The sequence below is a fragment of the Gemmatimonadaceae bacterium genome, from assembly GCA_016720905.1.
In the GTDB taxonomy this organism is placed as follows: Bacteria; Gemmatimonadota; Gemmatimonadetes; order Gemmatimonadales; family Gemmatimonadaceae; genus Gemmatimonas.
This window is the reverse complement of record JADKJT010000002.1, coordinates 233513-253571: the sequence shown is the minus strand read 5'-3', so window position 1 is coordinate 253571 and position 20059 is coordinate 233513. Positions and strand designations below refer to the sequence as shown.

Genomic DNA, 20059 nt, shown 5'->3' with positions numbered 1-20059 from the left:
GGCGAGGAAAGATGAAGGAATGCATCAGCGACTCAGGACCACGAATCCTTCAGGAGGCCCGCCGAAACCGCCGAAGCCGCCGAATCCACCACCGCCACTCGACACGTAGATGCCGCTGCCTTCGCGAATCTGATTGAGATAGCGCGGATCGAGCGAATTGGTGATCTGCGACGGGAGTTTGCGCTTCTGCTCGGCGGTGAGCAGGTCGGACACCGCCTTGACGGTGCCGATCAACAGGTCCACCTGCGCCCTTCGCGCACGCAGGTAGCGATCAAAGGCCTGATCAAGTTGATACCGCTCGGGAAGCGATGCGAGATATTGCGCCACCGGCGTCCACAACGAATCCGTGCGATAGGTGTAGCGGCGATTCATGGAGGCAATGCTATCGGCTTGCACCGAGGTGAGGCGCAACGAATCCTGTTGCCGAATGATCTGCGTCATCGGATTGAGCACGCTATTCGTGCCGAACTGCCGGAAGTTGGCCTCGTTGATGCGCGTTCCCGGTGTCTGACGACCGGCGCGGAGTTGCTGCGTGATGGTCTGGCGTTCACGCGTGGGGCCCAGGTCGATTCTCATCGATACGGTCATCGTCACCGGCGACCGCAGGGTCAGGAACTGCGGCCTGGTCTGTCCGAATCGCTGGTTCACCTCGTACTTGTAGCGCCGGGTGATCGGATCGAATCCGCGCACATAAAACAACGACTGATCGGGGAACGGACTCTGCCCCCACCCTTTGAGGTTGCCCGACCCATTCAAAGCGAGGTCGGCAGCGCCCAATGGATTGGACAATGAAAAGTTCAGTGATGCGCGCTGCGGCATCCTGAACTTCGCGCGATCCAACGTGATGGTCATGGAGGCACTCGAACTCCACGGGCCTCGGCAGCTGTTGCGCTCGGCCACCCGGCCGAGCTGCCGGTCGAGACACGAACGCGTACTCCCAGGCAGCGTGGAGAAGAGCTGCTGCAATCCACTGGCCAGCGCCGCGTCACCCACCGCACTCGGGTCGTAGATGAAGGCGCGGTCGTTGGAGTACCCGTCGCCGTTGATATCGCCCGCCACCGTGGGTGTGAACGCATTGCCCGATCGGAACTGCCCGTTCCAGTTGACCGTGATGTAATCGAAGAAGTTGTAGCGCAGGTTGTAACTGAGCTGGTGGGGCCCTGTCGTGGAGACGGCCCACTCCGATCCCAACGGATTGCCAGCCGTGCTTTGAAAGCCCGGCACCTGTTCGCGAACATAGGTGAGGGTATACGCGGCGCTCCATCCGAAGTGCGCTGGTGTGCGCTGGATCGGCGAAAGGCGCAGTTGAAGCTGCGACGTGGTTGACCGGATATCCGAACGCAGTTCGCTCACGCGATTGAACAGCGACGAGATGCGGGCATCGCGCGAGGCAATCGCTCCGGTGATCGGATCGATGCTGGTGGACGCGACGTATACCGGACGACCACTCTCAAGGTCGAGACCGAACTGCCGGTCAGCGCGGAAGTTCAGGTCGACCGTTTGCTGCTGATTGAGATTGAGGGCCCAGGTCCCTTCGGCGTTCAACGAATAGCGTGCATCGAGAATGGGCCCCTGCCACGACAGATTCGATCGTACGGAACGTTGCGGCGCGAAATGCCTGGCAAACAGCACCACATTGGGCGAGGCATTGGCGAACACGGTGCCGTTGGTGCCATCGGCACAGCGCTCGGGGATGGCGGAGCGATTGTTCGAATAGCCACTCCAATCGGGAACCGGCACCGCATCGCCACTGCAGACGAGTTGCTGCACCCCGGAGGCAAGTCCCGTGTTGTCCAGTGCGCTGCCCAGCTGTCCGCCGGCCGAACCATTGGCGAACACACCGATGCCGCCGCGAATCACGGCGCGTGGCGCGCGAAAGCCGCCCGTGAACGCCGCGATATCGTTCGATGTCCCCAGGGTCCAGGAAAATCCGATACGCGGGCTGATGGCAATCGGGGTCGGCACCCGATCATTGCGGCGATCGAACAGTCGCGACACATCAGCGTTGTACTGGGGGCGTTGGCCGTATTGCGTGTTCTCCACGCGAATGCCGTACTGGATTTGCACGTTGGGTGTGCGCCGCCAGGAGTCACCCAACGCGACGGCGCCCGTGTACTGGCCCGTGGTGCGCTGGCGCGCCGTGAGTTGTCGCGTAAACGAGGCAGGGCGTCCGGCCTCGAAATCGGCCAGCGAATTGTACGAGAAGCTGCCCAGCAGGTTGTTGGCGAGATTCTGCTGCGAGCCATTGTACTGCAACTCCGTGGTGAGCTTGACGCGGTGCTTGTTGGCATCATCAAACCACGAGAGCGTGTTCTGGGCCGTGGCACCGACCGTGCGCGACGCTCCGAACAATCCCTGATTTCCGCCGAAGCCGAGGCTTTGCACGCCACTGGCCCCGTTCTCAAGAATCGAATTGACGCGCACGCGTCCGGAGGGCAGGTCGAGATAGGCCTCGCCATAGTTGCGGGCGATGTTCAATCCCACGGACGACTCGCTGAGAATGAGCCCGAAGTACCGATTGGTGCGCAGTTGCGCGCCGCCGCCCCAGTTGACGCGATCGCCGCTGCTCGACGCCAGTTGGGTGGCACCGCCGCCCACCGGACTCTGTTTGCCGAAGTTGCCGTTGAACGCGATGCTGTACGAGTCGCCATTGACGGCATTGGGTGGCTGGATGTCGATGCTGCCGAACAGACTGCCATTTTTGTTGAACCGACTCTGTCGATCGGGGCCGGCGAATCGCGGAATGCCGCGTTGATCGAGAATGCCAAGGAATCGCGTCACCGAGTCTTGTGCCACGCCAGCCGTTTGCAGCCCCAAGGCGCCCGTATTGAGCAACGTCTGGTTGGCGCGCGTATTGTGGTCAAACTGATACGACACATTGTAGAACGCCTTGTTCAGCTTGATCGGTCCAGAGGTCAGGCCACCGATGGAGATGTTGGTGAATTCCGTGCCCAGCGCTTGCGCGGCACGATCGGTCCACTGCAGCTGTGGCGTGTTGGTGACGATGCTCATGCCGCGATTCAGGAAGTTCGAACCGGACCCGGAGCGCAGATTGAGATTGCCACCGCTGAACCCACCGCGCGACGGATCGAATGGCGACGTGGTGAGCGATGACGACACGGCAGCGTCGCGCGGCAACCCGTTGGCGCCGAAGGTGAGGCCGTTGAGCGTGGTCGTGTTCGCATCGGCACCGAGTCCCAGCACCGAGAAGCCGTCGGCTCCCCCGTCCGTGCCCGGGACGAGGGTCACGCCCGGCAGTGACGCCGCGATGGCCGCGAGATTTCCCTGCAACTCCGGTGGCAGTGCATTGGAAGGGACCTGACGCTCGGTGCCACTCACATCGGGTGTCGCGGCATTGTAGCGGCTCACCCGCTGCTGCACGGGTGCGGTGGTGACCACCGTGTCCAGCTGCATGGGCTGGAGTCGCGTGTCGGCAACGAGCACGTCTTCGTCCACGGTTCGCTTGATCTCGAACTGACGAAAGGCGTACCCGACCAGCGCGTAGCCCATCATGTAGTCGCCCTGGCCACCGGGAAACGCAATCTGAAAGCTGCCCCGACTGTCGGTGCGCGCGGTGCGCGTGACATTGCCGGGAATCGACGTGGCGGTGATCCGCACGCCACTCAAGGGCGCTCCGTCGGCGCTGGTGACCTTGCCGCGAATGACGTCAACCTGTGCGGCCAGTTGCTCTGGCAGGACGACGAGGCACAGCACAGACAGGAGAATCCCGAATAGTGGACGCATAGGCAGTTGATCAGTTCCCGGAGCGGAAGGGGGAGCGCGGGACGAGCACAGCATTGGACAGCGAGTGCCGCACAATCGTTCAGTCAGCAAGGAAGCGCACGGCAGAGCGCGTCATGCGTCGCGGACGGCACGAAACGAGGTCAATACGCTGCCATGACGTCAAAGGTTCCGGCCACGCCGGCCTTGAGCGCGCTGCTTGCGGAGACGTGGTACCGGCGGCAGCGTTGTGCATGAGTTCGCCGATCGCCATGAATCGCTCCGTGGTCGCCATCGACTTCGGTGCCAGCAACACGGACGTGGTCGTCAGGACTGGCGCCGCGCTTCGTCGATGGAATGTGCCAAGCCGCGGACAGCCAGACGAACGGCGTGTGCGAGAGGTGCTGGCGCACGGCGGATTGTCACCACGTGACGTCGGGTGGATCGCGGTGACCGGCGGCAATCGCGAACGACTCCCAACCGCGATCGACGAACGCACCGTGCATCGCGTCGATGAAGTGCAGGCGATCGGCCGTGGCGGCCTCGCGCTGGCTGGCCTCGATCGCGCGGTGGTGACCAGCGCAGGGTCAGGGACGGCAGTCGTGGTCGCCGGACCTGACGGAGCCCGTCACGTGACCGGTACCGGGGTTGGCGGCGGTACTCTGGTGGGTCTGGGGCGCATGTTGCTCGACATCACCGACCCGCATGTCCTGGACCAGCTGGCACTCGTCGGGAGTCCAACCGAACTCAATCTCACCATCGGCGAGATTCTTGGTGGCGCCATCGGGTCACTGCCACCCGACACCACGGCCGTGAACTTCGGGCGTGTGGCGCGTGAGCCGATGGCCGCCACGCCGGCCGATACGGCGGCGGCCCTGGTGAACATGGTGGGGCAGGTGATTGCCATCATCGCCATCAACGCGGCGCGCGCCACGCAGCAGGAGCACATCGTGATTGTCGGACATCTGTCGGACCTGTCCAGTGTTCGCGAGACGTTCCGACTGGTGGGGCAATTCTACGGTGCGACGCTGCAGGTGCCGGAGTTCGGGGGCTATGCGACGGCCACGGGCGCACTCCTGGTGGCTGAAGGGATGTAGGGGTCTGTGCGAAACCGTCATGCGCTGATACGCGCTACCGCGCCCCCGACTTGCCGCCCGCCGTACAGAGGTACACCAAGGCGACATCGGCCAGCGACCCCTTGATGGTTGGACCGAAGCCCGGAATCCCCGGCTTGTCATGCCGGGCTTCCTTCGTACCCTTCTCGTCGTAGTAAAACCACCGCTCTTTCGTCGCCACCGTCTGCTCGGCGCAGTTGAAGAGCGCGACCGATCGTGTGCTGCGGTAGTCGCCCTTGGGTGACTTCATGGGCGGCTGCAGCACCGCGCGCACGGTGGCGGTGACGACGTCGCCGGCACGTGTCACCGATCGCGCTTCGAGCATCACCGGTGTGCCAACCGACGTTGCGCCGATCTTGGTGAGCTTCTGCGCCTGCGCCGTAGGCACGATCGCGAGAAGACAGACACTTGCGCACGCAAAGACGGCGCGGAAAGGGAATTGCATGGTCATTTGAGTGTCCCGGCGAGTTCTTCATACACCTTGCGGACCGCAACCGGTGCCTGCTGGTCGGCCAGAAACCAACCGGCATACGGGCCCCACTGCGCCTGCTTCACCGCGTCGTCGGCCGACAGGCCCAACGCGCGCAGTCGCGTGACTTCGGCGATGACGGCGCGCAACGACTCGCGAAACGTCACCAGTTCCTCGCGCGACGTGGCCGGGTCTTCGATGAACCCGTGCCCGGGCACATAGCGCGACGCGTTCATGGCGAGGGCGCGATCCACCGTCTTCACCCATTCGCTGGGATAGGCCGAACGCATGGCGGGGAACACACGATTGAGATACGCCTCGCTCATGAACAGAATCTTGGTTGCCGGCAGGTACACCATCAGGTCGCCTCCGGTATGGGCGCGACCCAGAAAGCGCACGTCGACCTTCATCGTGCCCACATCGATGGTCTCGTGATCGCCCGTCATCGCGACCGACGGGACGATCACGCGTCGGTTGGCCGGCGCGCCGGCCGAGTCGCGCTTGAGTTGCGCCAGTGACGTGGGGTGCACGACGTACGTGATGCCAGGCGGTAGCACGCTGTTCCCAGCGGTATGATCACCGTGATCGGACCCCACCACGTACCATTTGATGGGCAGCGGTGTGATGGACTTGATACGATCGAGCATCGTCTGGGTGGCCGCCGGACTTCCCTGACCGTCGGCTATCAACACCCCGCTTTTCCCGACGACAATGAGGCTCACCGTGGTGAAGCCGGGCTGACGAATTTCCTCGTATCCGTAGACGTTTGGGGCCAGCGGCACGAGGCGCGGAAAGGCCGTGAGGGCAAGGCCCGCTGCGCGGGATCGGCAGTCCGTTTCGGGTACAGTCGGCGAACGCTACGAATGGCAATCGGCGGCGTGAGATTCTGCTCGGTGTGCGGCGACTGCTGAATGGCGCGCACCAGTTCCATACCGGCGGTCACCCGACCAAACGCGGCAAATCCCTGTCCGTCAAGATTCCGGTGGCCGCCCTCGTCCAGTGACGGTTGCGTCCCAATGGTGATGAAGAAACTGGAGGTCGCGCTATTCGGACCACCACGGGCCATCGAGATGGTGCCATCCAGATGACGCAGTCCGGTGACACTGGTTCGCTCGAGGACCACGGCGGGGAAGCTCGAGTCGGGGCGCGTCGTTCTCGCGCTGCCCTGAATGACTTCGATGCGCACGGTGTCGCGCGGCTGATTCTCCCGCGTGACCGTGCGGTGAAAGCGACCATCGGTGAACGCGCCGCGATCCACGTAACGCAGGAAATTCGTTACCGTGACCGGCGCGTGGGCGCTGTCCAGCGACACGGAAATATCCCCGCGTTCCGTGCTGATCACGATGGGGACCATGCCCGACGGGCGCGATTGTGCGGCCGACGTCACGCCCTGCTGATGACAGCTGACCAGCAGCAGCGCCGAGGTGCAGGCGGTCGCGATGCGTGTAGTCATCAGAAGAAGAACCGTTTGAGGCCCACGCGATCCGGGCGATCGACGTTCATCAGCCGCCAATACAGCAGAAGGCCGGTGAGCGTGAGGGCCAACAGCGCGAGCCCCCAGACCATCGACACGACCAGTCCGCCGTCGCCAAAGGCCTCACCGCTATGGATGCGATGAATGAGCGGTTTGTCCACGTAGTCCTCCGCGCGAAGAAATGCTCCCGATCGGGCATCGAACAGCAGCCGCTTGTCCTCACCACCGGCCGGCTTGCCCACGTACACCGCAATGGTTGGCGACTGGCCCTTGAGTTCGATGGAGACACGGTCCACCGGCGCGCCGGGGGCCTGTGCCGCGGCCGTCTTCATGGCGGTGGCCAGCGTCACGGTCCACTCGGCGATTGGCGTGTCGGTACGAACCGCGCTCACCACTTCCCGATTGGCTTCACGCAGCGCCTCATCGGCACCGAAGAATTCGGTGCCAGCCACCAGGACGCCGGTGACGGATACGAACAGCAGGAACAGAGCGGCCGGGGCACCGATCCACCGGTGCCACTGTCGCCAAAAGGCAGGAGTGGGCATGACGCGCGAAGGGGGCGGGTTCAACGACACAGCACAAATGGTGTCGCGAATATCGCGCAGCGCGAAAGTGTGGGCTAGCGGTGCCGCCGATTTCGCTAGCAGTGGCCACCGGGAAGTGTCGCTCCGGGAGGCGTCGGGTTCGCAGCCGACTGATCGGGATGGGTGGGGAATCGCGCATTCGCCGCGTGCGCGGCTCGCTGCAGGGACCCCAGCGTCGTCCCGTTCAGCAACGGGATACCTATCGCGGGTGGGGCGAGCGAAACCTCGCGGATATCGATCCCGATCAGGCGCTCGACAATTGTCAGGGCCGCCAGATACGTGCCCATCGGCGAAGGATGGAAGCCGTCGGGTCCGTATGGCTCCAGGGTCGCGTCCAACGTCATCAGCTCGCGCCACGCCTCGCCGACGGGAAGAAACACTCCACGGGTTTCGTAGGCTGCCTGCTGGAACGACACGCGCACATCGTCGAACGCGGACTCCGACGCGCCGCGCGCCGGCCACGTCATGAGTAACGCCACATCGGCATGAGCCTGATGTGCGAGCTGCGCGAACATCTGCGACCAGAGCACCAGGGAATCGCGACAGAGCCCGCGGGGCGTCGGGCCCTGCTGCAGCACGATGAGATCGAAGTGACCGTGGCGAATACGCTGCGCGGCATCGGTCGAACCCGTGAGATGATCGATCAGCGCGAGGCCGCCGCCCGTCACGGATTCCACGTACATCGACGCGGCGGCGCGGCTCGCCACGGCGGACACCATCGAGGGCAGTGCATTCACGGCGGTCAGACTGTTACCCACGAACAGCACGCGCCGATATGGAATGCCGGGTGCCGGACCGGTGACGTGCTGGCAGGCCCCCGCGCCCGCGAAGAACAGGGCCAGCAACGTTGCGACGAGGCGTGCAATGCGATGCATGCCGTACGAAGTGCGTGTGCGAACCATGCCGCATCCGGGTGGTGACCAGCGGATAGGAATCTGGGTCGAGACGGATCGGGCACGTGACCACACTCGCCGGCCCCGCAACTTCGCCTATCTTTCAGGGTATCACCGACGGTTTCCGACAATCATGGAGGAGGACTCGATGGGAATTTCCTACGGCGCGACCGTCGCGCCGGAACGCACCGGCACCGAACGGGCGACACTGGTGCGCCGCACCTACTCGCTGGTGCTGGTAGGGGTGCTGTTGACGGTGGCCGGTTGCGCCTGGGCCATGTCGCAGCCATCGCTGATGGAATTGGTGGCGCGGCATCCGTTTCTCAGTTTTCTGGCCACACTCGCGCCGCTGATGGGCGCGCAGTACTTCCGCGGGCAATTTCCTGTGAACCTCAGCCTGACGCTGCTGTTCACGCTTCTTGAAGGCGTGTGGATTGCGCCGTTGGTGTTCGTGATGGAACAGCGGCAGCCGGGCGTGGCATCGCAGGCGGCGATCCTGACACTCAGTGCGTTCGCCGTACTGACCGCCTACGCCTTCGTGTCGCGTCGGGACTTTTCTGCGTGGGGCAGCTTCTTCGTGGTCGGATTGTGGGTGCTCATCGGCACGTCACTGCTCAATCTGTTCTTTCAGAACCAGTCGGCGTCATTGTGGATTGCCGGCGCCACGGTGCTCGTGTTCAGCGGGATGCTGGTGTACGACACGTGGCGGTTGCGCAACCGCTACGGGCCTGACGACTACGTGATCGCGGCGGTGCAGATCTATCTCGATCTGCTGAACATGTTCACGGCCGTCTTGCGGCTGCTGGGCGGGCGGCGCTAGCGGAACCGCGAACCGCAGGGGGCGCAGGGGACGCCGGGAATCGAGGTGAGTCCCCGGCGTCCCCTGCGCCCCCTGCGGTTTGCTGGTTCGATTTCAGTGAGGCCCGCGCTACATCCCCGTCGAGCGCGCCCGATATCGCCCCAGCCATTCCGCACTCCATCCGGCGAACGTGCCAGCGCCAAGCGCCTCCCGCGCGTCGCGCATGAGCCGCAGCAGAAAGGCGAGGTTGTGCAACGCCAGCAACCGCGGCCCCAAGGGCTCGTCGGCGGCAAACAAGTGGCGCAGGTACGCGCGATCGTAGTCCGTGCAGGCGGCGCAGGCGCACGAGTCATCCAGCGGACGGCGATCGGTGCGATAGCTGCTCTTGGTCACCTGCACCGTCCCGTCGCGCGTGAACGCCGTGCCGTGTCGACCGATGCGCGTGGGCGCCACGCAGTCGAAGAGGTCCATGCCCCGACGCACGGCTTCGATGAGGTCATCAGGAAATCCCACACCCATCAAATAGCGTGGTCGGTCGCGCGGGAGTTCCGGATCGCAGACCTCGAGGGTGGCCAAGAGATCGGACTTGGACTCACCGACCGAGAGCCCGCCGATGGCGATGCCGTCCCACGCGCCGCAGCTCAGGATACCCTGTATCGACGCGCGTCGGAGTCCCGCGTTCACTCCCCCCTGTACGATGGGGAATAGCGACTGCACGGGCGACTGACACTCCATGGCGTCACGTGCCGACGCCACTGGTGGCGTACCGTGCGGTACGGGAATCTCGGCCAGGGGCGCCCGGCCTTCGCATCCCAGACGCCCGAACTCGACTCGACAACGTTCCAGCCAACGCAAGCTGCGCTCCATCGCCGAGCGCGACGCCGATTCGTCGGAACCACCGGCGATCAGTTCGTCGAGTTGCATGATCACATCGGCGCCCAGATTACGCTCGATCTGCATGACCCGCTCGGGCGTGTACGCGTGACGTGACCCATCGAGCTTGCTGCGGAACTCGACGCCCTCCTCACGGACCGTTCGATAACGCGCCAGGGAGAACACCTGGTAGCCACCCGAATCGGTGAGCATCGGGCCGCTCCATCGCGCGAACGCATGCAATCCGCCCAACGCGCGGACCATCGCGTCACCGGGACGAAGATAGAGATGATATGCGTTGCTGAGCACCATCCGCGCACCCACAGCCGCCACATCGGACATGGTGAGTCCGCGAATGGCGGCGTGTGTGCCCACGGGCATGAACGCCGGTGTTTCGACGACACCGTGCGGCGTGGTGAACCAGCCCAGTCGTGCGGAACCGTCGGGTGACGCGGTACGAAAGGCGAAGGGGGCGTCGGTGGTGCGATGCGCCGTGTTGCTCAGTGGCCGACTGCCCCCGCATCGCGGTCGCGCGGATCGGGGGCGCCAACGCGATGCCCCGTGCGCGGATCGATCATGATGGAATGCGCGGTGCCCTGCTGCCCGCCGAATTGCACCTTGTGCCCCATCTTTTCCAACGCGCTGACCGTGGACGCCGGCACGCCATCACGCTCGATCGTGAGGCGGTTCGGCAGCCATTGATGGTGTATGCGCGCCGCGTTGACCGCCGCTTGAATCGGCATGTCGAAGGCCATGATGTTGAGCGCAACCTGCAGGACCGTGTTGATGATGGTGCGTCCGCCGGGGCTGCCGATCACCGCAACCACCTGGCCATCCTTCGCGAGTATCGCCGGCGTCATGCTGGAGAGCATGCGCTTGCTGGGGCGCGCGATGTTGGGTGCGGTACCGACCAGACCCGTGCTGTCCGTGAGGCCAGGCTTGCCGTTGAAATCACCCATCTCGTTGTTGAGCAGGAAGCCCGCGCCCGCAACGACCGCGCCTAGACCGTAGCCCGCTTCCAGCGTGTACGTCACCGACACCGCCATGCCGCTCTTGTCAACCACGGAAAAGTGCGTCGTTTCCAGACTCTCGTATCCATCGGCAATCTGCGCCGGCTGCGACGACGACGCTTTGTCCATCTGGATGGTCTTTCGCAATTCGTTCGCGTAGTCCTTTGACGTCAGCTTCTCCACCGGCACCTTCACAAAATCCGGGTCACCAACGTAGCGGGCCCGATCAAGGAACGCGCGACGCATGCTTTCGGTGAGCAGGTGGATGTAGCGCGGTGAGTTGTGTCCAGCAGCCTTGAGGTCATAGCCCTCGAGGATGTTGAGCATCTCGATCATGGCGATGCCGCCGGAACTCGGCGGCGGCATCGAAATCACCTCGTAGCCCTTGAACGAACCTTTCACCGCCGCACGCTCTTTGGCCTCGTAGCCCGCGAGATCCTTTTCGGTGATGATTCCGCCACCACGTTTCATCTCTTCCGCGATCAGTCGCGCCGTCTCGCCCTTGTAGAATCCGTCGCGCCCGCGATCGCGAATGCGTGACAGCGTCTTCGCCAGATCCGGCAGCTTCATGCGCTCACCGGCGGCGTACGCGGTACCGTTCTTGGAATACGCGGCCACCGTCGCTGGATATTCCTTCAATCGCGTCACGGCCCCGGAGAGTGACGCGGCCAATCCGGTAGGAACGAGAAACCCGTCGCCGGCCAGCTTGGCGGCAGGATCAACCAACTGCTTCCATGACGCCGCACCGTACTTCTTGTGCGCCAGCGCAAAGCCCGCGACCGTGCCCGGCACGCCGACGGCGAGATGACTGCGATGATGCTTGGTGGCCGAATAGGCGCCGCTTGAATCGGTGAACATCTCCGGAGTCGCAGCCAGCGGTGCCTTCTCGCGAAAGTCGATGGTCGTCGATTTCCCGTCCGGCATGCGGATGACCATAAAGCCTCCACCGCCGATGTTGCCGGCCGTCGGATAGGTCACGGCCAGCGCAAATCCCGTGGCCACGGCTGCGTCAACGGCATTGCCGCCGTTGGCCAGCACCTGTGCGCCCGCCTCGCTGGCAATCGCGCTGGCCGACACCACCATGCCGTTTGGCGCATCGGTGCTGCGAAGGACCTGACCAGCCTGACCGCTGGGTGCGCCGGCCGTCTGGCCGCTGCCACTGTTGCCGAAGGCACACGCAGTGGGCAGAATCCCCGCGGAGAGGACGAGCCCAAAGATGGCAACGTGGCGGAGGCGCGCGAACAACTTGACCGAGGGAGCAGCAATGCGAACGGGCATGGCGGGGCGGAGCAGGGGGGAGAGCCCACGTGCGGGAACGACGAAATGTCGCGCTTCGCGGGCGTTGGCGCACGGGGCAGGGTCCCTGCTGCTGGCAGCCGTGTTCCTGCCCGGTGCTGGACTCACGGCCCAACAGGTGCCTGACACCCTGTTCCAACCGGTGGTGTCGGCACCCGCGTTTGGCTCGGCCAGAGGGCCCCGTATCGGCATCGACGAGGCGCACCACAATTTCCACACCGCCATCGGCCGGTATCGCCCGTTCGCGCGTCTGGCCGAACAGGACGGCTATCGCGTGGTGCGCATGACCGGCGCCCTGACCGTCGAGCGACTGGCGATGATCGATGTGTTGGTGATCGCCAATCCACTCAATGCGGTGAATGGGGGCGGCAAGTGGTCGCTCCCGACGCCGTCGGCCTACACACCGGATGAAGTGCAGGCGGTTCACGCATTTGTCGAACGCGGCGGTGCGCTCCTGCTGATTGCGGACCACATGCCGTTTGCCGGCGCGGCCGAAGCGATGGGGGCGTCATTCGGCGCGCACTTCATCAATGGATTTTCGCAGACCAGCGATGCCGTCAGCATTTTCACGTTGCGACGCGGTGAAACGTTGCTCCCCCATGCCATCACGGATGGTCGGACGCCATCTGAACGCATCGACTCGCTGGTGGTCTTCACCGGATCAGCATTTTCCGTAGGCGGCAGCGGCGCGTCGGTGTTGCGGCTTCCGGCGCACACGCGCGTGCTGCAGCCGACCACGGCATGGGAGTTTCTGCCATCAACACCGTCGGTGGCAGGCGATGGATTGCTTTTCGGTGCGGCGCTCTCGGTGGGAGAAGGGCGTGTATTTCTGGCCGGCGAGGCGGCGATGTTTTCGGCCCAGCGCTCGGGACCCAAGGGCGAGGGGCTGATGGGATTCAATCGTCCCAGCGCGGCGCAGAACGCTCAGTTCGTGCTGAACGTTTTGCATTGGTTGACGCGGGTGCTTTAGGGGGGCGCCGAAACCGGAGTCGACCGGGGGGGCGCCGAGCGGTGAGGTGAGGAGCGATAAGGGGCAAGAGGGGGTGAGCAACTGAAGCGTCGAGCGTTGAGGGGCCAGCCCGCGAGGGTGGAACCAGTCCTGCCCTCACCGGCTCGCCCCTCTCACGCTCGACGCTTCAGTTGCTCACCCCTCACGACCCGCACCGCTCCCCCTCAGCAACGAATGTCAGGAAATGGCGGAGACACTAGATCACCGACGCGTCTGCCGCCCGCGCGTCCGCTCGCGCCTGCGACGCTGTGCTATCCGACCACAACTGCCGCGTGACCCTGAGCAGCACGAACCCACTCACCGCCAGCACGCCGGTCAGCATCCATGCGGTGGGCAAGCGTGACGGATCGCCGGAGGCGTACAGGAAGTTGCCGATGGCGAACAGCGACGACCAGATCACCACGCATCCGGAAATCCAGCCAGCAAACGCCGCGCCCATTCGATTCTCCTGCGCAATCTCGGCGTCGGTGATTCCGGCGGCCGCGCGCAGTGCGGTCCACCCCGGTCCCGCCGGCTTCACTTTCTGCACAAACGCAATGAGCGTGGTGCGGTCGGTGACCGGCCCGACGAATGCCGTGATGAGCCAGGCGATGGTCGTGATGCCGACCTGAATGATGGTGGTGGTGGCGAAGTCGGCACCGGGCATGAGCTTTGGCACCGCCAGCGACGTGATGAGTGACATCACCATGGCCACGATTTCACACCATGCCGACACACGCCACCAAAACCATCGCGCGATGTACAGCAGGCCCGTGCCGGCGCCAATCGATAGCAGCACCTGGAACGCCTGCTGCGCGGAACTCATGGTGAGGCTGAGCAGGGCGGCGACGACGTACAAGAGCACCGTGCTAAGCCGTCCGGCATTCACATAGTGGGACTCTGCGGCGTCCTTCCTGATGAAGCGCCGATAGAAATCGTGCACCAGGTACGACGAGCCCCAGTTGAGATGCGTGAGAATGGTGGACGAGTTGGCCGCCAGCAGCCCGCCAATCATGAGCCCCACAAACCCGACGGGCAGGAACTTGAGCATGGCCGGAAAGGCCGAATCGTGCCCGATGAGCGTGGCGTCGGCGCCGGGAAACGCCGCCTGAATTGACGCCAAGTCGGGGTAAACGATGATCGAGCAGAGCGCGGTAATGATCCACGGCCACGGACGCAGCACGTAGTGGGCGAGGTTGAAAAAGAGCGTACCGCCCAGCGAGTCCTTTTCTGACTTGGACGCCAGCATGCGCTGGGCGATATACGACCCACCGCCTGGCTCGGCGCCGGGATACCAGTTGGCCCACCAGCTGATGGCGATGGGCATGATGAAGATCATGAGCGCCAACTCCGACATGCTGAAATTGGGAAGCAGGTCGAGAATGGGCTGTCCCGCGCCGTCCTTGGCCGACATCACCGGCTGCGCATTGGTGGCGGTACTCTGCACGACCTGCAGCGTGGAGAGCTTGGAGACGAGCAGCTTGAGACCCACCCAGCCGTTGGCCTCACCGGCCAGCCGTCGACCCACCTCAACCAGTGAAAACCACGCCGCCGCGAACACCGCCGTCATCTTGATGAAGAACTGGATCATGTCGATGACCAGCACGCCCCACAGCCCCGAGTGCGCGGCAAACACGACGTTCAGCAACCCGCAGATCACGATGGTCTGCCAGGCCGGCAACCCGAAGAGGATGTTGGCGATCTTGCACGCCGCCAACGTCACCATCCCCATGATGAAGCAGTTGAAGAACAGGCCCAGGTACACTGCACGGAAACCGCGCACGACCGAGGCCGACTTGCCGGAATACCGAAGCTCGTAGAACTCGAGGTCGGTGAGCACACCCGACCGGCGCCACATGCGCGCAAAGAAGAACACCGTCGACACACCGGTCAGTACGAACGCCCACCACTGCCAGTTGCCCGCGACGCCGTAGCGACGCACCTGCTCGGTGACCCAGTTGGGCGTATCAGACGAAAAGGTCGTCGCGACCATCGACAGCCCGGCCAGCCACCACGGCACCGAGCGACCGGAGCCGAAGAACTCCGTCGTGCTCTTCCCCGATCGCTTGGCAAGAAACAGGGCCGGCACGAAGCAGATGAGAATGGACGCGGCGGCGATGACCCAATCGATCCAGGAAATGTTCATGGGCGGGAGCGTTTCAGGGGAGCCAGGCGGACAGTCGATGCGCCCATCGATCAGGCGTCACCGAGTATCGCCCCCGCACCATCCCCACGCCACCCCGCTTCAGGGCTTCGCCGATCTGGCGGGCGACCGACCGATCCAACGCTCCACAGCGGCCGCTCCGCCGTTCCGCACCAGCCAGGCGAGGCCAAGCGTGCGTACCAGACGACCGGCCAGCAGCGCCGCGGTAAACTCGTGCCACGGTACCCCAACGAGACCGGACGCGATGCTCGTGAGCTTGGTGGAGAGCGGACTCATCGTGCTCGCGAAGATTGCCCATGCCCCATAGCGTGCGAGCGACGACCGGTAGCGGTCGAGATGGTCTGCCGTGATGCCCATCCACTCGATGAACGGTCCATGCAGCACCGTGAGCGCGCGTTCTCCGCCGGCATACAGCAACAGGCTGCCGATGAGCGTTCCCGCCGTCGCAATCAGCGCGAGCACGTAGGCTCGCTGGGGTCGAGCGATCGCGAGCGGGAGGAAGAACACATCCGCCAGACCGGGGAACACACACCCCTGCAGGAGTCCCCAGGCGAACACCACGGTTCCCGACCATCCGGCGTCGGCCCAGTGCTGTAATCGCGCGAAGATATGTTGCAGTCGCAAACGCCCGTTGCCGGCGGCGCCGTTGTCACCCACCATAGTGGTGACCGGATTCGGCGCGTCGCGGCGCCGGTTCGCGCTGACGGAACCGCAGCGACGGGACACGGGAGTTCACCATGGAGCGGGCAATGTTGGTCCAGCTGCGTATGACACGGCGTTGGCGATGCGGGGACGTTGGAGTGACTCGGATGGTTTCTCTCGCTGGCCAGGCAATCCGCCAATCTAGCCAAGGGCCATATCGCCAAGGGCCATATGGCGTCGCCGCGCGCAGCCGCGTTCGTCGCCGAACACGTTGCCTCCCTTGGCTGCTGGTGCTGCTCGCCGCCTGCGCCACGGGTCGACGCGCGCGCAACGATGCACGATGGACGATCCCACGCACGGTGGCGGACTCGATCACCTCCGAGCGACTGGCCTCCGGTGTCTGGCTGCATCACCTCGTGCGCACATCAGTCCCGCTGCGGGTGCACGTGCTCGACGTCGACCTGGCATCGTGTGTGTCGGTGCGCGCGCTCAAGGGTGGCTCCACGGCCGTCGGTCGCACCACCACCAGCGATTTGCTGCGCGCGGTGGCGTCCTCCGACACGCCGTTGGCGGCGGTGAATGCCGATTTCTTCCTCTTCGCACCGCCGGGCGTACCGGTTGGTGCGCTGGTACGGTCGGGACAAGTGATCGCCGGTCCTATCGACCGGCCCGTCATCGCGTTTGACGCGTCCAATCGACCGTTCATCGGCGTGATGCGGGCCGCGGGCACCCTGACGACATCGCGGGCGCGGGTGCCGGTGATCACGTGGAATCGGCCTACCGCCAACGCCATCGGCGTGGTCGATGCCGCCTGGGGACAGGCGCTCGACAGTTTGTCGCGCCCCGGAGCCATGATGCTCGTGCCACTCGGCGAGCGCCGGTATCGCATTGCGCCGGTACCCCTGGCGCATAGCGGGTTGGCGCGCGGCGATACGCTGATGCTGGTGGGAAGTGCCCGCGCGTCTCTGTTGGAGCGCGATACGGTGCGCGTTGAGGTTGCACTGGGGCCAGTGGCGCCGCTGGAGGTCGTGGGCGGTTTCCCGATGCTGGTGCACGACAGCGTCATCGTGACCGGGGTGGACTCGATGGGCGCAGCGAGCTTTCGTGCCGTGAATCCGCGTACCGCTGCCGGTTTTGCGGCCAACGGACGACGATTGCTGCTGGTGGTGATTGATGGTCGGCAGAATGGCTATAGCGCTGGCACCACGACCCGCGAAACCGCCGCACTGCTGCGCGATCTGGGTGCGCGCGAGGCGCTCAACCTCGATGGCGGCGGCTCGACCGCCATGGTGGTGCGACGCGCGGACACCGGATTCGTGCAACTGGTCAACCGACCTTCCGACGCCGCTGGCGAGCGCCCGGTAGCCGATGCCCTGGCCGTTCTTGGCGTGTGCCGAGCGTCGCGACCCTAGTCGGCCAGCAGGCGCTCCAGTCGATCAAGACTTTCGCCCCACGCCTGCGGCGCGCCCATGTGATAGTGGGCGTCCCGATCGCTCGCCTCGTCGAAGCGCAGGGCCACGGTCATCTCGGTCTCCTCGCCCACCTCCACGAAGGTCACCGTGGTGACGATGCCGCCGGCACGCGCCCCGGTTGGCGTGTCGCGGAACGCGTCGAGTCGCGCCTGCCATGCATCCGGGTGTTCGCTGGTGTCCATCGTGAACACCAGTCGCTCGCCGGGCACGATTTCCGCATACACGCCTTTCAACGGGTAGTCGACAGCATCGGGCATGTGCATCACGACACGCCACGCCCCGCCGACGCTTGCGTCGAGGACACCAACGGTATTGGTGGCACGCAGCGGGCCAAACCACTTCGCTAGTCGACTCGCGTCGGTCCAGGCGGTGTACACCGCCATCCGCGACGCCTGGAATCGTCGCCGGAAGATCATGACGTGGCGTTCCATGCGAAAATCGGTGTTGCCCATCCGGCAGCCCTCTAGATGCGGTCCAGATCTTCCTTGCCGATGACCGGCGCCCAGGGAATCAGCTCGTACTGTGCAAGACCGCGCGTGGTGAACGGGTCGCCATTGCGGATCCGATCGAGTTCGGCCAACACGTCGGCATCGTCCACACGCAGCAACAGCATGCCACCCACGCGCGGGTCCATCGGCCCCGAGACCATCAATCGGCCGTCAGCCTTGAGCGAGCGCAGGTACGCGCGATGCTCGTCAACGTGGGGGGCGATCTCTTCGAATGGTCGGCGATAGCGGATGATGGCGATGGCGTACATGCGATGGGCCCGGAAGGAGAGTGGATAGCGGGATGTCGCACGCTAGCGCCGTGTGGTCGGGACGACAACCCGAGGCGCGTCGTTCCCGTCAGCGTGATGCCGATGGACCCAGCGCGTCACGCAACGCCAGCCACGGCAGCATCACGCACCCATGTCGACCGGGAAACGGCGTGACGCCCTGAAGCGGTGAGAGTGCAGCGGGCAGTGCCTCGAGAACGTCCACGCCGCTCAGCATGGCCTCCACCGCCGCCACCATAGACATCCCATCGGAAATCCCGCGACGCCACGCGGTCTGCGTGAGCAGCGATGCCGATGCAGTGGCCAATGAGCACCCGTGTCCGGTAAACGAGATGTCGGCCAACTGCCCATCCACCACGCGCACCATGAGGCAGAGGGCGTCTCCGCACACGGGATTGCTGCGCTCGGCACGCGCCGTGGCATCGGGCATGTCGCGCCGGTTGCTGGGCGCGCGGTACTCGGCCAGCAGCTGTTCCTGATACATCATCGACAGCGGCGCCGACGGGACGTTCACGGCTGACGTTCCTCGACACGTCGCATCGGTCAGTCGACGACCGCGAACATCGTTTGTGCGGACACCACGGCGTTGCAGAGCGCATCGACGTCGGCGGCATCGCTGTAGACATAGAATGACGCCCGCGCCGTCGAGTTGACGCCAAGTCGCCGCATGAGTGGTTGCGCGCAATGGTGGCCGGCACGGATGCAGACGCCCTGCTGATCGAAAATCGTGGCCAGATCGTGCGGATGGACCCCCTCCACCGAAAAACTGATCACGCCGCTGCGTTGGGCGGCCGGTGGACCATGCACCGTCACCCCCGGCATCACGCGTAGCCGCGCATCGGCCAGTTCCAGCAAGGCCACTTCGTGCGCCCGCACCGACGCCATGCCCAAGGCCTCGAGATACCGCGCGGCCGCCGCGAGACCCACGGCATCGGCGGCATTGGGCGTGCCCGCCTCAAACTTGTGCGGCAGCGCGTTCCAGGTGCTGTCCAGATCATTCACCCACTCGATCATGTCGCCGCCAAACTGATACGGCGGCATCGCCTCAAGGAGCGCGCGACGACCGATCAGGCCGCCGATCCCCATCGGGCCCAGCATCTTGTGTCCGCTGAAGGCGAAGAAATCGACATCCATCGCGTCGAAGTGCACCGGCAAGTGCGGCACGGCCTGTGCGCCGTCCATCACGATGACCGCCGACGATTGGGCGCGCACGATGGCCACCGCGTCAGCCACTGGCGTGATGGCTCCCACCGCGTTGGAGACCTGCGTGAGCGCCACGACCTTGGTGCGCCGATTGACGATCGCCCGGAGCGCATCGAGATCAATGGTCTGGTCCGGCGTCAGCTCGACGATGCGAAAGGCGGCACCACTGGACTTCGCCAGTTGCTGCCAGGGCACGAAGTTGGCGTGGTGCTCGAGCGCCGTGACCACGATCTCATCGTCGGCGCGCACATTTGCCTGTCCCCAGCTGGACGCCACGAGGTTAATCGCCTCGGTGGTACCGCGCGTGAAGATCAGGCAGCTGGCATCGGCCACACCGAGAAATCTGGCGACCGTGGCTCGCGCATCCTGGTAGGCATCGGTGGCGGCAGCGGACAGGGCATAGGCGCCGCGGTGCGGATTGGCATTCGCCGACTCGTAGAACGTGCGAATCGCATCGAGCACCACGCGCGGCTTCTGCGACGTGGCGGCCGAGTCGAGGTAGTGCATCGAAGGATTGGCCACGAGCAAGGGAAAGTCGGTGCGCGGCGCCAGTGCGTTCAGGGTGCTCATTGGTTCTCGTGC

Annotated in this window: 18 protein-coding genes; 4 read left to right on the top strand and 14 right to left on the bottom strand. The window is 64.7% G+C overall.

Annotation, left to right across the window (positions count from 1 at the left end; all coding sequences use genetic code 11):
• Nucleotides 1-24: 24 nt before the first annotated feature.
• Nucleotides 25-3744, bottom strand: coding sequence for a TonB-dependent receptor (locus IPP90_03455; protein ID MBL0169776.1), 3720 nt, complete (start codon nt 3742-3744; stop codon nt 25-27).
• A gap of 230 nt (nt 3745-3974) precedes the next feature.
• Here IPP90_03455 and IPP90_03450 point away from each other — a divergent pair, with 230 nt between their 5' ends.
• Entirely contained in the window at nt 3975-4817 is an 843-nt protein-coding gene (locus IPP90_03450; protein ID MBL0169775.1) for a Fumble domain-containing protein, read from the top strand.
• 34 nt (nt 4818-4851) lie between these two features.
• On the opposite strand, the gene IPP90_03445 is transcribed toward IPP90_03450, so the two are convergent.
• The 5 genes from IPP90_03445 to IPP90_03425 form a co-directional block, all read right to left on the bottom strand.
• Complete coding sequence (locus IPP90_03445) at nt 4852-5286, bottom strand: hypothetical protein (GenBank protein MBL0169774.1); 435 nt, start codon at nt 5284-5286, stop codon at nt 4852-4854.
• Complete coding sequence (locus IPP90_03440; GenBank protein MBL0169773.1) at nt 5283-6086, bottom strand: MBL fold metallo-hydrolase; 804 nt, start codon at nt 6084-6086, stop codon at nt 5283-5285. Before IPP90_03440 ends, IPP90_03445 begins: the two co-directional genes overlap by 4 nt.
• Nucleotides 6023-6757: a peptidylprolyl isomerase gene (locus IPP90_03435; protein MBL0169772.1), complete on the bottom strand. Its 735-nt coding sequence runs from the start codon at nt 6755-6757 to the stop codon at nt 6023-6025. Before IPP90_03435 ends, IPP90_03440 begins: the two co-directional genes overlap by 64 nt.
• Nucleotides 6757-7323: a PepSY domain-containing protein gene (locus IPP90_03430; protein MBL0169771.1), complete on the bottom strand. Its 567-nt coding sequence runs from the start codon at nt 7321-7323 to the stop codon at nt 6757-6759. Before IPP90_03430 ends, IPP90_03435 begins: the two co-directional genes overlap by 1 nt.
• 95 nt (nt 7324-7418) lie before the next feature.
• Nucleotides 7419-8264, bottom strand: a complete 846-nt coding sequence (locus tag IPP90_03425; GenBank protein ID MBL0169770.1) for a hypothetical protein — start codon at nt 8262-8264, stop codon at nt 7419-7421.
• 139 nt (nt 8265-8403) lie between these two features.
• On the opposite strand from IPP90_03425, the gene IPP90_03420 reads away from it, so the two are divergent.
• A complete protein-coding gene (locus IPP90_03420) occupies nt 8404-9075 on the top strand; it encodes a Bax inhibitor-1 family protein (protein MBL0169769.1) in 672 nt (223 codons plus the stop codon).
• Nucleotides 9076-9183: 108 nt separating this feature from the next.
• On the opposite strand, the gene tgt is transcribed toward IPP90_03420, so the two are convergent.
• Both tgt and ggt read right to left on the bottom strand, forming a co-directional pair.
• Nucleotides 9184-10431, bottom strand: coding sequence for a tRNA guanosine(34) transglycosylase Tgt (gene tgt / locus IPP90_03415; protein MBL0169768.1), 1248 nt, complete (start codon nt 10429-10431; stop codon nt 9184-9186).
• A complete protein-coding gene (gene ggt, locus IPP90_03410) occupies nt 10428-12215 on the bottom strand; it encodes a gamma-glutamyltransferase (GenBank protein ID MBL0169767.1) in 1788 nt (595 codons plus the stop codon). Before ggt ends, tgt begins: the two co-directional genes overlap by 4 nt.
• Nucleotides 12216-12315: 100 nt before the next feature.
• Here ggt and IPP90_03405 point away from each other — a divergent pair, with 100 nt between their 5' ends.
• Nucleotides 12316-13203: a hypothetical protein gene (locus tag IPP90_03405; protein ID MBL0169766.1), complete on the top strand. Its 888-nt coding sequence runs from the start codon at nt 12316-12318 to the stop codon at nt 13201-13203.
• Nucleotides 13204-13438: 235 nt separating this feature from the next.
• Here the strand turns inward: IPP90_03405 and IPP90_03400 are convergent, their stop codons facing one another.
• Together IPP90_03400 and IPP90_03395 are read right to left on the bottom strand one after the other, a co-directional pair.
• A complete protein-coding gene (locus tag IPP90_03400; protein ID MBL0169765.1) occupies nt 13439-15367 on the bottom strand; it encodes a Na+:solute symporter in 1929 nt (642 codons plus the stop codon).
• A gap of 99 nt (nt 15368-15466) precedes the next feature.
• Nucleotides 15467-16111, bottom strand: a complete 645-nt coding sequence (locus IPP90_03395) for a DedA family protein (GenBank protein MBL0169764.1) — start codon at nt 16109-16111, stop codon at nt 15467-15469.
• Between the two features lie 11 nt (nt 16112-16122).
• Here IPP90_03395 and IPP90_03390 point away from each other — a divergent pair, with 11 nt between their 5' ends.
• A complete protein-coding gene (locus IPP90_03390) occupies nt 16123-17439 on the top strand; it encodes a phosphodiester glycosidase family protein (protein ID MBL0169763.1) in 1317 nt (438 codons plus the stop codon).
• Here IPP90_03390 and IPP90_03385 read toward each other — a convergent pair.
• The 4 genes from IPP90_03385 to IPP90_03370 form a co-directional block, all read right to left on the bottom strand.
• On the bottom strand, nt 17436-17951 hold the full coding sequence (locus IPP90_03385) for an SRPBCC domain-containing protein (GenBank protein ID MBL0169762.1): 516 nt from the start codon (nt 17949-17951) through the stop codon (nt 17436-17438). The genes IPP90_03390 and IPP90_03385 overlap by 4 nt on opposite strands.
• A gap of 11 nt (nt 17952-17962) precedes the next feature.
• Nucleotides 17963-18256 (bottom strand): hypothetical protein, encoded by a 294-nt coding sequence (locus tag IPP90_03380; protein MBL0169761.1) that lies wholly within the window; start codon nt 18254-18256, stop codon nt 17963-17965.
• 88 nt (nt 18257-18344) lie between these two features.
• Nucleotides 18345-18788 (bottom strand): SUF system NifU family Fe-S cluster assembly protein, encoded by a 444-nt coding sequence (locus IPP90_03375; GenBank protein ID MBL0169760.1) that lies wholly within the window; start codon nt 18786-18788, stop codon nt 18345-18347.
• A gap of 29 nt (nt 18789-18817) precedes the next feature.
• Nucleotides 18818-20047 (bottom strand): cysteine desulfurase, encoded by a 1230-nt coding sequence (locus tag IPP90_03370; GenBank protein ID MBL0169759.1) that lies wholly within the window; start codon nt 20045-20047, stop codon nt 18818-18820.
• Nucleotides 20048-20059 lie beyond the last annotated feature (12 nt).